Origin of the sequence: Clostridium sp. (genome assembly GCF_036569345.1) — a bacterium.
In the GTDB taxonomy this organism is placed as follows: Bacteria; Bacillota; Clostridia; order Clostridiales; family Clostridiaceae; genus Clostridium_AD.
The window spans coordinates 1-10,936 of sequence record NZ_DATCQT010000082.1 but is presented as its reverse complement, the minus strand read 5'-3'; the positions used below and the strand labels follow the sequence as shown (position 1 = coordinate 10,936).

Sequence of the window (10,936 nt, the reverse complement as noted above, 5' to 3'; positions counted from 1 at the left end):
GGAGTATATCCTCTTTCCCAATTTGAAAGAACTTGCCTAGATACACCAATATATTTTGCTAATTCGCCTTGCTTGAAATCATTATCATCACGTAAATCTCGTATGCGCTCACCAATTGATTTAGTCACTAACATACCTCCTCAATTATTTCTTCCAGTTCTTCAATAATACTCTTGATCCTCATAATTGCCACATGTGGAATTCTACTATACTGGTCTGCTGCTAACTCAAGAAATTTGATTGCCTCAAGTAAAAATGTTTCTGAAGTTTGGTCTTTATTCATTATACCATACCTCCTCATATTAATACAAGAACTAATAATATATTATTTATATGTTATTATATGCAAGCCGACCACATTAAATGCGTGTTTTATTCCTTTATAAAAAAGTATGGGTTTTCATTTTTGGGATATCCACCATTCATCTTCATACAAAATATAATTGCATCATCTTTATATACTTCATAGCTAATACTTTTAGCCATATCATCATCAATCATTTTAAATATTCGATACATATTTGTTCCCTCCTTTCAAACTAAACTTTTAACGTATTACAACATCTTCACCAGTTAAACATTCTGGACTTTCACAACCAAATGGGAATTGTTCACAACCTTTACATTCACACATAAATAACACCTCCACCATGCTCTATTATACTCCCAAATGCTTCAATTTGCTAGACTATAAATAGCTTAAATGTATTATTTCGAAGTATTTCAAGTTCTAATAAGTGGCACGTTATATTTTTCTTTCAACCAATTAACATGACTTACAGCTTCAGGTTTTGAATGGACATAAGTTGAATCTCCTAATTGATTATTATCTTCATCCTTTAATTGTACTACCCATGATTTATCGTGACGGTTGTACCACATATCAATACTGAAAGGAATTTCTTCTTTTAATCCTTCATTATTCTTTAGCCATATATGTTTTATTTGTGTCACTTCCTTTAATGTTTATTCCTTAATTACATTATAATACACCCTGCATGTAATTACAAGGGTGTATTATAAATTATTTATTACTTATAGATTCTATTCTGTTTTTAGCAATGTTTATGTATTCGGGATTTAATTCAATACCTATGTAATTTCTGTCCAATCCTTTAGCCACTAATGCAGTTGTACCACTTCCCATGAATATATCCATCACTATTCCACTCTCAGGGCATCCTGCCTTAACTGGTGTCTTTACCAACTCTTCTGGGAATACTGCGAAATGAGCTTCCTTTAATGGTTGAGTATTTATTGACCACATTGACCTTTTATTTCTCTCTATGTATTTTGTAACTGTATCACTTTTATCTCCACACATTGCACTTTGGAATTTAGTCCTTGTTTTACTACTACCACGTTTCCCAAAGTAACTATCTTTCACAGGTTCTTTTTGCTGTTCAAAGTAATATTTCTTACTTTTAGTAAAAAAGAATAATCTTTCATAATCTACAGTGAATCTATCTTTGACACTTGATGGCATTGCATTAGGTTTGTGCCAAATAATATCATTTCTACATATCCATCCTCGATCAATCATTTCAATTTTGAACCTATCAGGAATACAATATAAGCTTTTGTTAGGCACAATATCGTTTACTTTTCCACCTGCATATGTATCACCAAGATTAACCCAACAAGTACCATCTAGAGTAAGAACTCTTTTTACTTCATCAAAAATATCACACATATGTTTTATGTAAAGTTTGAATGCTGGCTCTGATCCTAATTCTCCCTTCCATGCTCCACACTTTGTACAAAACTCACCACCAGAAGAATTGAATGCACTTGCGTTTTGAGTTGCTTGCTTACTATTTTTATCTACTATATCACTATTACTTCTTTGCCTTCTTGGTTTAGCAAATTCCCATTCATGATCACAATTCTTATTTTCATCCCAAATTTGAGAGTTTGTATTATAATTTCTTAATCCCCAATATGGAGGACTAGTAATTACCATATTTATTGTATTGTCTGGAATATTTTTCAGTTCACTTAGTACATTACCTTGTAAAATTGTATTCGTAATATCGTTAATATTATATATGTTAATTCACTCCTTATTTATTATTTATCTTCTTCAGTTCCACTATAGAAATCAGCACTTGCACTACAAATAGTACAGCTCAGAGTAGCTATAATTCCCTCTCCTTCTAACAATAAGTCTTCATATGTAGAATCATCACACCAAATCATAGGTGCTCCACACCAATAGCATCTTGTCATTATCTTTAACTCCTTCCCGTTTTATATTTAGCAACTGGTGTTGTTAATGCTTTATCTAATGTCCAATTAAGCTTTTTAATTCTAACCCTAAATGTATCTTTTGATATCCCATATTCCTCGCACCATTGGCACATAGGCTTGATCTCACCTAAGTATTCTATTAAAACATTTGTACTTTTATTTCTTGCTTGCTCCTTATTGGTAGACCACTTACAGTTAGACGGCTCGTAGTTACCATCATTGTCAATCCTATCTATAGTTAGTTTATCCGTATAACCATTTGAATTCGACCATTTCTTAAAGTTGTAAAACCCATTTTCTGAATTACTCCATTCAAAGCATACTCTTATCCCTCTACCACCATATCTATCCCATGAGTGCGTAAAACTATCGTTAATAGTACATCTTGTTTTCATACCACGCCATATTCCATATAGCCTTGTTTCAGTTTTAAACACACCGTTAAATAGATGCCTGTTAAGTGATTTGCGTTTTAAGACCCCACTGCTGCAACCGCAATCTTTGACTACATTAAAATCTTTACTTAGCAAATAAATTGTATTTCCACAATCACATTGGCACAGCCAAATCCACTTCTTATCATTTGTTTTATGTATAGTGTCTACAAACAATAATTTACCACTTCTTTTATTACGCAGATTAGACCCATTGCCCTTACTTTTAATGCCGTTTTTCTTGCACCAACGGTATACTGTCATCTCATGAATATTTAATTGGTCTGCTATTTGTTTTTGAGTAAGACCTTGGTCTATAAAAAGTAATGCTCTCTGCTGTTGCTCCTTCTTTATGATAATTCACATCCTTATAGTATTTACTTTAATTTATCTCAGCACCACAGAACCAACAATTTGTCATTAAACCACCTCCTTTACCCGATAAACTATGATTTTTATCGTGGGGTATTATTTTAGTAACGGACATACAACTTCATTGCAATTTCCCCAACTACAACCTTTAGGATGATTTTTTTCATGTCTGCAAGTATCAACTGTTATATTTTCTTCAAAACCGTATTCTTTGCATTTGCATATGTTTTGTATAAAATCAAAATATACTTTATATGTAGTCATTATTTATCCCTCCCTTAAAAGAACAGTTTTAATGTTTTCCATGAATCATTTCTTCACATTCATTACAAAATACAGGATTAATTTCTCTTCCCTGACATCCACACCACATACCATCACAACAATATTCTTCTTCATAATCGTCATAGACTTCTATTTCTCTACCACATGCGGAACATGACCATTTTTTCATATGTATCCCCTCCTCCTTTAAATGAATCCTTTTAATCTAGATTAGTTATTTGTACCAACTCCTCTTAACCAATTTATATGCCTAGACCATTTATCGTAAATAATTACCTCTTTATTACATCTTGAACAACTGAGAACTATTTTAGCACTCACTATATTATTGTATTTATCTCCTACGCTTATATGATCCTGCCATACATCTAATATATAAGTATGATTGCAAAATAATTGCTTTATCTTTTTAAACATTTTATCAATCTCCTTATTATATGATTTTAAGAGGAGATTTCTCTCCCCCTTATATGTAACCTTATTTATTTAGATACTCTGTAAATTTAGCACTATTCTTTTTACCTGCAATTAATGTTGCTAAATTCCCCTTAGTTTCATCTGAAAATGTATTCCAGACTGCACTTAATTCACTAATGAATTTTTGCATGTGTTTCACCTCCCTTCAATAATTAATACATAATCCATTGTTCTCTTGGGAACATAACTATTTCTTGCTTCATTGTTGGTTTGTTTAATTCAAGAATACTTTTAATCAAGAATCTATTCGTAGTACCCAGTATTTTAATAATGCTATTTGAAGATGGCATTCCTTCGATGCCACTAATAATTCCTCTACTTATTGATGTCCCATATCTCTTAAATTCATCACTGCTATATATGATGTTTAAAAGTTGTTTTTGGCTCATAATAGTTTTCTTACTCATCTGTACTCATCTCCTAAACTAACTATAATAACATTATATATTATTAGTAAGCAGAAGTCAAATCACATAAAAGATGTAATTTATAGGACAGTCCCAATAATAATATCATCTTTATGCTTTTCTTTTAATTTTAGCATTCTACTATGTTCTTCAATAAATTTTTGTTTTACGAAATCTTTATTAGTTCTCTGTGTATTCATGACTTCTATATCAAGCAACATATTATCTTGGATGCATTTTGCTCTTAAATTAGTTCTACCACCCATGCTCCGTTGAATAACAATGTCAGTTATCTCAAATGTTAATTCTTCCATTACTGATTTACTTCCTTTCTTATACCAATAGTCTAAACTGCTACTATACATTATATCTATTCCTTTCTATCCCATAAATGTTGTCATTTATATGGTGACAAGTTTTAACCTATTAAATAATTCATTCCTAAGCATATTGATCCTGTTTTGATTATACATAGGTTCAATTCCACCAAGAGCATCAAACCTTTTACCACCATATTCATTTACTTCTCTTTCAAATGTTTTAACTAATTTGCGGTAATCCATTGCTTGTATTGTTTTGCTCGGAATACATTTCATATTGTTAATTCCTTTCTCTCCTATGAATGTGATGATTTATGGGTTATTAATCTCCTGAGTCATCCCAGTGACCATTATTCCATTCTTCTGGAGTCACTTCAATATTTACTCTTTTAGGTAGTATTTCATAATTTGGTTCAGTCATTTCAATTATTACTTCTCCACCCCACATATTAGTATTTAGTCCACAAAGTAACCCACAAATACTTTGAATCATATCTAACCTACTAACTGTTTTATTTCTCCTGAATAAATTAACTACTCTTTCTTGAAAATGTTCAACAGGTACACATTGAGAAGCTGTTTTAAATACTCTATCTAATACATCCTGCTCATCATAATAAATAGGATCACTAACATAGTAATAACCCATTATCTTTTTTATATCCTCAACTATGTCGATATGTTCAAACCAATTCTTGCAATAGAATATTATTTGTTCATCAACTTTATTAGGTTTAATCACTATATATTCCTTCCCTTCTCAATTAAAATTGCCGTTTGAATGGGTAAACTAGTCATCTAATTTTATATCGCATTCTTTGTACATGTCCCATAGCAATCCTGTATACCCAAGATCCCAATCACCTTGTTTTAGATAATGGCAATAGCCGTTTTCTTGTTTATGTTTTGTTTCATCATTATCCCAGAAAGGACATATTTCCATTTGTGGTTTCATTCTTCCATGACAATACAAACCAATTGGTATATATTTTTCTGGGAAGTTTAGCATGTCTTCTGATATTTTCATTTATGTATTTCTCCCTTCTAAACATTCGAAATCGGTTTTTCATTCTAGTCACTAAACATTGATTCATTTTCTATGCCTGTTAAAACATAATGTAATATATCTAGTTCATATTTAACGGAATCTAAATTTTCTCTTGACTGACTAATATCTATATAGTCTACCTCTGCATAATGAATGTCCTTTTCTAAATATCTTTGCTTGTTCAGCAAATACTTGACCCTAGCTCTTAATTGTTCTTCACTTATCATTTATTTATCTCCTTTCATGCCATTAAAATTAACATTTGAAAGTATTGTCTTTAACTTCTTCCTAGAATTTTATAGTTGCCACAATTAATATAAATCCAATTGCCACTGTGCCTACGATCCAAGGTAAATATTGATAAAGCCAATCGTCTTTTAAATATTCTTGTTCTGCAATTTGTTCTTCGTATATTCCAAATACATAATCTTCTATGTTGCTTATGTTTTGTTTAAAATTACCTCTTGTCATTATGTAATTTCTCCTTTCTTATAAAATGAAATCAGCATTTGATCTTATCACTCTTTAGATAACCTCTTAATACATTGCAGTATTAGAATTTAAGCTCCATATCATGACAGCTATGGCAAAAGGTATGAGCAATAAAATTATTACAACCTTATACATTTCTTTTCTGTCCTTAGGACTGTTGCGCCTACGCCAACCGAAGAAAAGATAAATATTGTATGGTATAAATGCTATTACGAAGGCAAATTCATTTTTTAATATGAAGGTAAGTATTATCATAAGTGCAATTGTACCGACAGAACCAAATATAAATAACTTCTTATCTTTATCCCATTTATTCATCATCTGCACCTAACCTTCCTAGCTCATTTCTCTAACACTTTGTATAAACAATAGAAAACAAACACAAAGGATAATATTGCACCCATCAGGTAATAACCAAATGAGGCAAAGAATACGAATACGAAGAAAGTCCCCATAAAAATACCCAACCAATCACCTAGTCCATTATTATTCTTAGTCACCCCTTATTAACCTCCTCTTTATTAGTCTTCAATTTTACATCAATATAATCCCAAACTATAACCAACGCTCCAATATCAATAAACATCCTTGGTAAATTCCATTGTATATAATCAATACAAGCAGTCCAGAAAAGTGAAAATAGAATCGAACCAATTATGAAGCTCCTTAACCCATCCCATATTCTAAGCAGAAATCTTTTTCTGTCATCCGATTTTTCACTCATGATAATTCCTCCTTCTTAAAAATCTTAAAATAATGAGAAATCCATAATCCTTTCATTATCTCTTTCTTCTGTGAGATGTAGATATTTCAATGTCATTGCTTCGCTACTATGGTTTAATAATCTCATAATCAAACTCAAATCTTTAGTTTTCTCATACAATCCACGGGCATAAGATTTTCTCCATGAATGAGCTGCGCAGTTCTTTAAACCAACCTTCTCAGTAGCTTCTTTAAAAATACGATGGGCTTGCATTCGAGATATTGGTCTGCTGTTACCATCTTTATCTTTGTCTCTTGCTTCAAACAAGAAATCATTATCTTCCATGTCCTTAGTGTATTCGTTAATGGTATCTTTTAGAAAAATATTCATAGGGAAATGTTTATGCTTTTTTGTTTTCATTTCAATAATCTCAAGAAATTCTTTATTCCTAACCATACCTACTGTAATAGTTAATGCATCTGAGATCCGAAGTGCTGTATTTAATAGAAGCAATAATAAGAATTCATTCCTATCACCAAATGTTCCATGATGTATTGATTTTCTGATATTTGCTATTTGGTTTTGTTCTACTGGATAAACTTTTTTCATCTCCAACACCCTCTCAATTCCTTATAACTTATTATACTACATATATATAATATAAGTCAATACCATATAAAAAATAAATCTCAGTAATTAAACTGAGATTTATCTCTTATTATATCACTTATTCACGCCATCTTTGTTATTTTTAATCTTCACTTGAAGTTTCCTTAACTACAACAGGTTCGGGGAGTAAACATTGCAAAGCACCCAAAATACCACTAGAGAATATACCCATACCAAATGACATAATTCCCACATAATGATAATATTGTTCAGCTACACTAGTACCTGATACAGTTTTGATCTGTAACAACATAATTCCAGCTATGGCAAACACAATTGCAGATATAATTGAAGCATATCGTAAATATTCTTTCATCATTAATACTCCTTTCTAATTTAAGCAATTAACTAGTTAATCTTGAGAATAATAGGTTTGCCTGTCATTCCACCAGTAGCCTCCATATTAAATCCAGTTACGCCTTTAGGAACATCAAAAGCAATATAACCGTTACTAAAAACTTATAAGAAGTTATAAAATAATTTATAACCCTATGTTTCATTCCTTGTTCATCATGTTCTTTTTTGCAATATTACTATTGCTACTCAAGTTGTTTAACACTCCAAAGGCTTAAACTCCCCACTAACGAATGGGTATTTTATTACAATTAACTAACTTTAAATATTTCATATCTCTCAGTATCTCTTAAATTTAATGAAGCATTAAGATCCCTATCCAAAATACTTCCACATTCGGTACAAGCCCATTCTCTATCACTTAATTTCAATAACTTATTAATCTGACCACATTCATGACAAGTTTTTGAACTTGGATACCATCTATCAGCAATCCTTATCTCAATATGATTCCATAATCCTTTATATTTTAATTGTCTTCCGAATTCATAGAAACTTTGCTGTTGAATTGCCTTAGATAGATGTTTGTTTTTCATCATTCCGCTTACATTCAAGTCTTCAATAGTGATATGACTTGGTTCTCGTCCTACTATCTCAGAAGTTGTCTGTTGAATGTAATTATTTCTAGCACCATTTAATTTATGCTGAACAGTTCTAATTTTAAGTTCTAACTTAATAATATTCTTGGTTTTAATATATTTTAAAACATCACGGTTATCTTCATATTTTCTAGAAACTTGTCTTTGCAATCTCTTCTTTTTCTTTTCTAATTGTTTCATCTTTTTAGTTTTGTTAATATTGCCATAAATTTTACCATCGGAACATATTGCTAAATCTTTAATCCCTAAATCAATTCCAATTTCTTTATTCATTGGTGTATCAATACTGTCAGGATATTCTATCCCTACGCTAATAAACCAATTTAATCCATCATGCGATATTCTGGGATTAATATACTTAATATCTTTACCAAAAGGAACCCTATCGTGTTCAGCTAATCTTACCCAATTAAGTTTTTGTTTGTTTTCTTTTTTACTCTTTGCAAGTCCTTCAAATTTAACATGAGTCATTGTGAATTGAATTTTAATATTATCTTGATAAAATTTAGGAGGGGATTTTCTTCTGGTTTTGAATTGGGGGAATTTAGCTTGACCTTTAAAGAATCTCTGATAAGCACCACAAGCATCTTTAATTGCCTGTTTTGGTACATTATTAGAAACACTATTTAACCAACCAAGTTCATCGGTTTTCTTCAATTGAGTCAATTCTTTCCTCAAGTCATTATCACAAATAAACTTACCACCATTAGCATAATTCTCTTTTTCTCTACCTAATGCCCAATTATATGCCCATCTTGCAGTTCCAGCATTTTGAAACATTAAAGTATTTTGTTTATTGTTAGGCACAAGCATTATCTTGATTCCCTTTATCATTTTCCTCATCCCCCTCCTTAATGATATGTTCATACTCTTGGTTATGTTAAATAAAGCAACACCACCTTACATTATTTTATAGTTTGTTTTACTTAGAGAAGTAAGTCCTGTTCCATCTTTCTTCATATGTTTCTGATTGTTGTTTGAAGAATGAGAGGACGATTGAATTAATTAATTTCATCATTTACATACACCTTCTTTCTTAAAATTATTTATATGTTATTATACATTAAATTATTTAACATTACAATAGTTTATATGGTTATTTTCTATATTTTCTTCCTTAAAGAACGCCTAAGCAAATAGTCCATATCATCTTGCAATGCTTCTTGACCAACGACTAAATTCTCCACTTGTACTGCTACCTTTTCGAGTTCCTTATGATGTTGACTAGCAAGAGCTTTGATGTCTATGAATTGTTGATCATGCTCTATTAATTTTTCTGTTAGAGTTTTGAACTGTTGGTCATGTTCTGATAATTTGCCATTAATCTCTTTGAAATTGTTGTCCATAGTTTTAAAATTTTCATTAATTTCCTTAAAACTATCCAATACTAATTTTTGAAATTCGTTATCATCCATCACTTTACCCTTCTTATATGTGCAGTTTCAATCTGTAAAACCTCTACTTTTACCTCAATTCGATCTAGTCTTTCGATAACAGTTTTGTTTACTTCCTCTTGGGTAGTTCTAAAATCATGTAACACGGCTATTTGTTCATCAAATTTATTCTCCATGCGAACTTGACTATCACTTAGTTCATCTACTTTTGTACTTAGTTCATCTACCCTTGTACTTAGTCCATCCACTTTCCCACTTACCTTTTGCATCTCTGTGAACATCTTGGCAAATTGATCCCCCATAAACTCTTGAAACTTCTCGTTTTCCATCAATTCGTCCCTCCCTTTTTTCCACTAACCAGCTTTCTTCTCAAGCACTTCGATTCGCTTTTCTAGTCTTGAATACCTGTCAATTGTTGTCTGGATTTCTGATATATCCTCTTTTATTTTCTTAACACATTGACTAATGCTCTGTAGTTCAGTTGTGTTGCCACTTAGGATAGTTGAATGACCACTAAGGATAGTTGTATGCTCTTTTAACTCTGCAAGAATCTCTTTTAATATTTCATTATCCATAATAACCCAACTCCATTCTTAATTATTATACCATACTATATTATAGATTGAAATAGTATTCTCATAAAAGCTAGGCAGGAAACCACTATCCCTTTAGGGTAGTGGAGGAATGCAGTTACGCATACCTAACCCGCCATCCTCCTCTCCGTTAATAGACTTTTTCTTCTCTCAATTAGTTTGAACGTTTTACAGTTTACACTACCTTTGTTTACCTTAGTCCCATCTAAAGTTCTAATGTCAAAGAAACCGCTGTTTCTCCTTCCAAAGATATAATATAGCTTTCCTTGATACTGAATTTTGTCAAACAATCTAAACCCTTTCACCTCAAATTGTGCTTGGTTTAATTTTTTGATGCCACCTTTTAAGATGTTCGCTTTATGGATTTGCCTGTTGTGACATCTTACTTTCTTAGAGAAGTAGAAATAGTTCAATCTTTTGGCTTTAGGATTACCACTAATGCACAGTGCGTCAACCCGATGTTCTTTTGGTAGTTTGTTTCTGATCCGTGTGTTTTTAGTGATATACCCATAGGTTAGACTTACAATAGGATATAGTTC

Annotated in this window: 26 protein-coding genes and 1 pseudogene; all 27 read right to left on the bottom strand. The window is 31.5% G+C overall.

The genetic code is table 11. The features are described 5' to 3' along the window. A partial coding sequence (locus VIM70_RS23415) for a helix-turn-helix transcriptional regulator (RefSeq protein WP_414648689.1) occupies positions 1-134 on the bottom strand: 134 nt, incomplete at its 3' end. After that, complete coding sequence (locus tag VIM70_RS08270) at positions 128-283, bottom strand: hypothetical protein (RefSeq protein WP_331945278.1); 156 nt, start codon at positions 281-283, stop codon at positions 128-130. The genes VIM70_RS23415 and VIM70_RS08270, both read right to left, overlap by 7 nt. Positions 284-372: 89 nt before the next feature. After that, positions 373-519 (bottom strand): hypothetical protein, encoded by a 147-nt coding sequence (locus VIM70_RS08265; protein ID WP_331945277.1) that lies wholly within the window; start codon positions 517-519, stop codon positions 373-375. Positions 520-723: 204 nt separating this feature from the next. Continuing rightward, complete coding sequence (locus tag VIM70_RS08260; RefSeq protein WP_331945276.1) at positions 724-954, bottom strand: hypothetical protein; 231 nt, start codon at positions 952-954, stop codon at positions 724-726. Positions 955-1,024: 70 nt separating this feature from the next. Further along, the gene (locus VIM70_RS08255) at positions 1,025-1,963 is read right to left on the bottom strand and encodes a site-specific DNA-methyltransferase (RefSeq protein ID WP_331945275.1); all 939 of its coding nucleotides are present in this window, start codon (positions 1,961-1,963) and stop codon (positions 1,025-1,027) included. A gap of 107 nt (positions 1,964-2,070) precedes the next feature. Further along, positions 2,071-2,229: a hypothetical protein gene (locus tag VIM70_RS08250; RefSeq protein WP_331945274.1), complete on the bottom strand. Its 159-nt coding sequence runs from the start codon at positions 2,227-2,229 to the stop codon at positions 2,071-2,073. Between the two features lie 5 nt (positions 2,230-2,234). Next, on the bottom strand, positions 2,235-3,038 hold the full coding sequence (locus VIM70_RS08245; RefSeq protein WP_331945279.1) for a helix-turn-helix domain-containing protein: 804 nt from the start codon (positions 3,036-3,038) through the stop codon (positions 2,235-2,237). A 114-nt stretch (positions 3,039-3,152) separates the two neighbouring features. Then, positions 3,153-3,320, bottom strand: a complete 168-nt coding sequence (locus VIM70_RS08240; protein ID WP_331945273.1) for a hypothetical protein — start codon at positions 3,318-3,320, stop codon at positions 3,153-3,155. Positions 3,321-3,348: 28 nt separating this feature from the next. Continuing rightward, positions 3,349-3,510, bottom strand: a complete 162-nt coding sequence (locus VIM70_RS08235) for a hypothetical protein (RefSeq protein ID WP_331945272.1) — start codon at positions 3,508-3,510, stop codon at positions 3,349-3,351. Between the two features lie 41 nt (positions 3,511-3,551). After that, positions 3,552-3,758: a hypothetical protein gene (locus VIM70_RS08230; protein WP_331945271.1), complete on the bottom strand. Its 207-nt coding sequence runs from the start codon at positions 3,756-3,758 to the stop codon at positions 3,552-3,554. 61 nt (positions 3,759-3,819) lie between these two features. Then, complete coding sequence (locus tag VIM70_RS08225; RefSeq protein ID WP_331945270.1) at positions 3,820-3,948, bottom strand: hypothetical protein; 129 nt, start codon at positions 3,946-3,948, stop codon at positions 3,820-3,822. 22 nt (positions 3,949-3,970) lie between these two features. Beyond that, positions 3,971-4,225 carry a hypothetical protein gene (locus tag VIM70_RS08220; RefSeq protein ID WP_331945269.1) on the bottom strand — a complete coding sequence of 85 codons (255 nt, stop codon included), beginning with the start codon at positions 4,223-4,225 and terminating at the stop codon, positions 3,971-3,973. Positions 4,226-4,305: 80 nt separating this feature from the next. Next, positions 4,306-4,590: a hypothetical protein gene (locus VIM70_RS08215; RefSeq protein WP_331945268.1), complete on the bottom strand. Its 285-nt coding sequence runs from the start codon at positions 4,588-4,590 to the stop codon at positions 4,306-4,308. A gap of 36 nt (positions 4,591-4,626) precedes the next feature. Beyond that, entirely contained in the window at positions 4,627-4,821 is a 195-nt protein-coding gene (locus tag VIM70_RS08210; RefSeq protein WP_331945267.1) for a hypothetical protein, read from the bottom strand. A gap of 46 nt (positions 4,822-4,867) precedes the next feature. Then, positions 4,868-5,287 (bottom strand): hypothetical protein, encoded by a 420-nt coding sequence (locus tag VIM70_RS08205; RefSeq protein WP_331945266.1) that lies wholly within the window; start codon positions 5,285-5,287, stop codon positions 4,868-4,870. 48 nt (positions 5,288-5,335) lie between these two features. Then, positions 5,336-5,572, bottom strand: coding sequence for a hypothetical protein (locus tag VIM70_RS08200; RefSeq protein ID WP_331945265.1), 237 nt, complete (start codon positions 5,570-5,572; stop codon positions 5,336-5,338). A 44-nt stretch (positions 5,573-5,616) separates the two neighbouring features. Next, positions 5,617-5,820: a hypothetical protein gene (locus VIM70_RS08195; protein WP_331945264.1), complete on the bottom strand. Its 204-nt coding sequence runs from the start codon at positions 5,818-5,820 to the stop codon at positions 5,617-5,619. Positions 5,821-5,881: 61 nt separating this feature from the next. Next, on the bottom strand, positions 5,882-6,064 hold the full coding sequence (locus VIM70_RS08190) for a hypothetical protein (protein ID WP_331945263.1): 183 nt from the start codon (positions 6,062-6,064) through the stop codon (positions 5,882-5,884). 66 nt (positions 6,065-6,130) lie between these two features. Further along, a complete protein-coding gene (locus VIM70_RS08185) occupies positions 6,131-6,406 on the bottom strand; it encodes a hypothetical protein (RefSeq protein ID WP_331945262.1) in 276 nt (91 codons plus the stop codon). Positions 6,407-6,581: 175 nt separating this feature from the next. Continuing rightward, a complete protein-coding gene (locus VIM70_RS08180; RefSeq protein WP_331945261.1) occupies positions 6,582-6,809 on the bottom strand; it encodes a hypothetical protein in 228 nt (75 codons plus the stop codon). A gap of 24 nt (positions 6,810-6,833) precedes the next feature. Next, the gene (locus VIM70_RS08175) at positions 6,834-7,397 is read right to left on the bottom strand and encodes a tyrosine-type recombinase/integrase (RefSeq protein ID WP_331945260.1); all 564 of its coding nucleotides are present in this window, start codon (positions 7,395-7,397) and stop codon (positions 6,834-6,836) included. A 142-nt stretch (positions 7,398-7,539) separates the two neighbouring features. Further along, entirely contained in the window at positions 7,540-7,773 is a 234-nt protein-coding gene (locus VIM70_RS08170; RefSeq protein WP_331945259.1) for a hypothetical protein, read from the bottom strand. A 289-nt stretch (positions 7,774-8,062) separates the two neighbouring features. Further along, complete coding sequence (locus VIM70_RS08165) at positions 8,063-9,244, bottom strand: transposase (RefSeq protein WP_331945258.1); 1,182 nt, start codon at positions 9,242-9,244, stop codon at positions 8,063-8,065. A 269-nt stretch (positions 9,245-9,513) separates the two neighbouring features. Continuing rightward, positions 9,514-9,825 carry a hypothetical protein gene (locus tag VIM70_RS08160; protein WP_331945257.1) on the bottom strand — a complete coding sequence of 104 codons (312 nt, stop codon included), beginning with the start codon at positions 9,823-9,825 and terminating at the stop codon, positions 9,514-9,516. Further along, positions 9,825-10,133 (bottom strand): hypothetical protein, encoded by a 309-nt coding sequence (locus VIM70_RS08155; protein WP_331945256.1) that lies wholly within the window; start codon positions 10,131-10,133, stop codon positions 9,825-9,827. Before VIM70_RS08155 ends, VIM70_RS08160 begins: the two co-directional genes overlap by 1 nt. A gap of 24 nt (positions 10,134-10,157) precedes the next feature. Beyond that, the gene (locus VIM70_RS08150; protein WP_331945255.1) at positions 10,158-10,379 is read right to left on the bottom strand and encodes a hypothetical protein; all 222 of its coding nucleotides are present in this window, start codon (positions 10,377-10,379) and stop codon (positions 10,158-10,160) included. Between the two features lie 125 nt (positions 10,380-10,504). Continuing rightward, positions 10,505-10,936 (bottom strand): annotated as a pseudogene (locus tag VIM70_RS08145) (HNH endonuclease); the annotation flags it as partial.

Excerpts from the sequence above, each read along its gene's own strand:
- VIM70_RS08270 (WP_331945278.1), bottom strand. The coding sequence starts at position 283 with ATGAATAAAGACCAAACTTCAGAAACATTTTTACTTGAGGCAATCAAA.
- VIM70_RS08265 (WP_331945277.1), bottom strand. The coding sequence starts at position 519 with ATGTATCGAATATTTAAAATGATTGATGATGATATGGCTAAAAGTATT.
- VIM70_RS08255 (WP_331945275.1), bottom strand. The coding sequence starts at position 1,963 with ATGGTAATTACTAGTCCTCCATATTGGGGATTAAGAAATTATAATACA.
- VIM70_RS08250 (WP_331945274.1), bottom strand. The coding sequence starts at position 2,229 with ATGACAAGATGCTATTGGTGTGGAGCACCTATGATTTGGTGTGATGAT.
- VIM70_RS08240 (WP_331945273.1), bottom strand. The coding sequence starts at position 3,320 with ATGACTACATATAAAGTATATTTTGATTTTATACAAAACATATGCAAA.
- VIM70_RS08235 (WP_331945272.1), bottom strand. The coding sequence starts at position 3,510 with ATGAAAAAATGGTCATGTTCCGCATGTGGTAGAGAAATAGAAGTCTAT.
- VIM70_RS08230 (WP_331945271.1), bottom strand. The coding sequence starts at position 3,758 with ATGTTTAAAAAGATAAAGCAATTATTTTGCAATCATACTTATATATTA.
- VIM70_RS08225 (WP_331945270.1), bottom strand. The coding sequence starts at position 3,948 with ATGCAAAAATTCATTAGTGAATTAAGTGCAGTCTGGAATACATTTTCA.
- VIM70_RS08220 (WP_331945269.1), bottom strand. The coding sequence starts at position 4,225 with ATGAGTAAGAAAACTATTATGAGCCAAAAACAACTTTTAAACATCATA.
- VIM70_RS08215 (WP_331945268.1), bottom strand. The coding sequence starts at position 4,590 with ATGTATAGTAGCAGTTTAGACTATTGGTATAAGAAAGGAAGTAAATCA.
- VIM70_RS08210 (WP_331945267.1), bottom strand. The coding sequence starts at position 4,821 with ATGAAATGTATTCCGAGCAAAACAATACAAGCAATGGATTACCGCAAA.
- VIM70_RS08200 (WP_331945265.1), bottom strand. The coding sequence starts at position 5,572 with ATGAAAATATCAGAAGACATGCTAAACTTCCCAGAAAAATATATACCA.
- VIM70_RS08195 (WP_331945264.1), bottom strand. The coding sequence starts at position 5,820 with ATGATAAGTGAAGAACAATTAAGAGCTAGGGTCAAGTATTTGCTGAAC.
- VIM70_RS08190 (WP_331945263.1), bottom strand. The coding sequence starts at position 6,064 with ATGACAAGAGGTAATTTTAAACAAAACATAAGCAACATAGAAGATTAT.
- VIM70_RS08185 (WP_331945262.1), bottom strand. The coding sequence starts at position 6,406 with ATGATGAATAAATGGGATAAAGATAAGAAGTTATTTATATTTGGTTCT.
- VIM70_RS08180 (WP_331945261.1), bottom strand. The coding sequence starts at position 6,809 with ATGAGTGAAAAATCGGATGACAGAAAAAGATTTCTGCTTAGAATATGG.
- VIM70_RS08175 (WP_331945260.1), bottom strand. The coding sequence starts at position 7,397 with ATGAAAAAAGTTTATCCAGTAGAACAAAACCAAATAGCAAATATCAGA.
- VIM70_RS08170 (WP_331945259.1), bottom strand. The coding sequence starts at position 7,773 with ATGAAAGAATATTTACGATATGCTTCAATTATATCTGCAATTGTGTTT.
- VIM70_RS08165 (WP_331945258.1), bottom strand. The coding sequence starts at position 9,244 with ATGATAAAGGGAATCAAGATAATGCTTGTGCCTAACAATAAACAAAAT.
- VIM70_RS08160 (WP_331945257.1), bottom strand. The coding sequence starts at position 9,825 with ATGGATGATAACGAATTTCAAAAATTAGTATTGGATAGTTTTAAGGAA.
- VIM70_RS08155 (WP_331945256.1), bottom strand. The coding sequence starts at position 10,133 with ATGGAAAACGAGAAGTTTCAAGAGTTTATGGGGGATCAATTTGCCAAG.
- VIM70_RS08150 (WP_331945255.1), bottom strand. The coding sequence starts at position 10,379 with ATGGATAATGAAATATTAAAAGAGATTCTTGCAGAGTTAAAAGAGCAT.